Genomic DNA, 1,342 nt, shown 5'->3' with positions numbered 1-1,342 from the left:
GATGGGGGTCTATTCCACAGTCATTTCGGCTGGTTTCGCCGCCGGCCCGCTGTGCCTGCTTGCCGTCGGCACCGAAGGCTGGCCGCCGTTTCTCGTCGGCATCGCCGCATTCGTTTTTTGCGGCTCCTGCCTGGCGCTGGTGCTGCGACGGCTGCCGAAGGTCGATGAGGCCGGGCACCGGGTTTCGGTCATGGGGTTCATGCCGATGGCATGGCTGCTGTTGTCGGCGGTTGTCGTGGCCGCTGGTTTCGAACAGGCGGTACTGGCACTGCTGCCGGTCTACGGAGCGCATTACAGCATCGAGGAAACACGCATGTCGGCGCTGCTGTCGATGATGATCGCCGGCAATATCGCAATGCAGGTGCCGCTCGGCCTGCTGGCGGAACGGCTGACGGCGCGTCTGGTCCGATTTATCTGTGTATCGCTAACGCTGCTCGGATGCGTGCTGTTGCCGGTTCTCATCGAGACGCCGCTGATCTGGCCATGCGTCTTTATCTGGGGTGCGGTCTCCTACGGCATCTACACGATGTCGATCATCGAGCTTGGCGAGCGGTTCACCGGCTCGGCACTGGTCGCCGGCAACGCCGCCTTCTCGCTGATGTGGGGCGTCGGCGGCATCGCCGTGCCCCCGCTGGCGGGCGGCGCCATGGATATTCTCGGTGCGGACGGGCTGCCGATCACGCTCGGCGCCATTTGCCTGGCGTTGGCGGTCACAACCGTATTGCGGGGGCGAGCTGTCTAATACAATTGCGGGGTGCCTTCATTTCCTTGCCATCTGGAAATCGCCCATAAATCACAATTGGCGTGGTATTCAGAGGGATGCATCCCGCGTAGATGGTCTCGAATTTCAACGGCACGATCAAAGTCGGGTATCAATCCAACGTCAGACAGTTCCGTGTTCGCAAACACGTCAGGAAATCCTCCGCAGTTGGTCAAAGCGCTTATGGAGACGTCTTGATCCAACAAGTCGTAGCCCAGGAAGGTAAATCCGTTCCAGTCGAGTGGACGAACGTCAACCGACGGTCTTCGGATCACATTGAGGACATTCAAGTCGCCCGGATCCGCCAACTCCGAAAGGAGGAAGTCCAGGTCCACAAAGAAATCGAGCATGTAGTCCTCGTTAACAATATGGGGCCAGTAGCTGTCCTTTACCTCTCCCAGGGCGACCGGCCCGAGCATTCCATCGAGTGAAACGACCTCGCTTAATTGGGTGAGGCCGGACCAGTTGATGTACATGGTCCACGCAGTGCCGCTGAAAGGACCGAACTTCTCCTTCGCAATGTACAGATGTTGCATGAGTTCCCTCGTGGCCTGCGGGCGGCAGGAGGCCCCACCTTAGAGC

Annotated in this window: 2 protein-coding genes; one reads left to right on the top strand and one right to left on the bottom strand. The window is 59.7% G+C overall.

Annotated elements, in window-relative coordinates:
• Positions 1–742, top strand: a 742-nt coding sequence (locus EOA86_RS34845; RefSeq protein WP_128345644.1) for an MFS transporter, incomplete at its 5' end; no start/stop codon positions are given.
• On the opposite strand, the gene EOA86_RS34840 is transcribed toward EOA86_RS34845, so the two are convergent.
• Positions 739–1,296: a hypothetical protein gene (locus EOA86_RS34840; RefSeq protein WP_128345642.1), complete on the bottom strand. Its 558-nt coding sequence runs from the start codon at positions 1,294–1,296 to the stop codon at positions 739–741. The genes EOA86_RS34845 and EOA86_RS34840 overlap by 4 nt on opposite strands.
• Positions 1,297–1,342 lie beyond the last annotated feature (46 nt).

This window comes from Mesorhizobium sp. M5C.F.Ca.IN.020.32.2.1, from assembly GCF_004023105.1.
Taxonomy (GTDB): domain Bacteria; phylum Pseudomonadota; class Alphaproteobacteria; order Rhizobiales; family Rhizobiaceae; genus Mesorhizobium; species Mesorhizobium wenxiniae.
The sequence above is the reverse complement of the archived record's forward strand: the minus strand, read 5'-3'. Positions and strand labels throughout refer to the sequence as shown.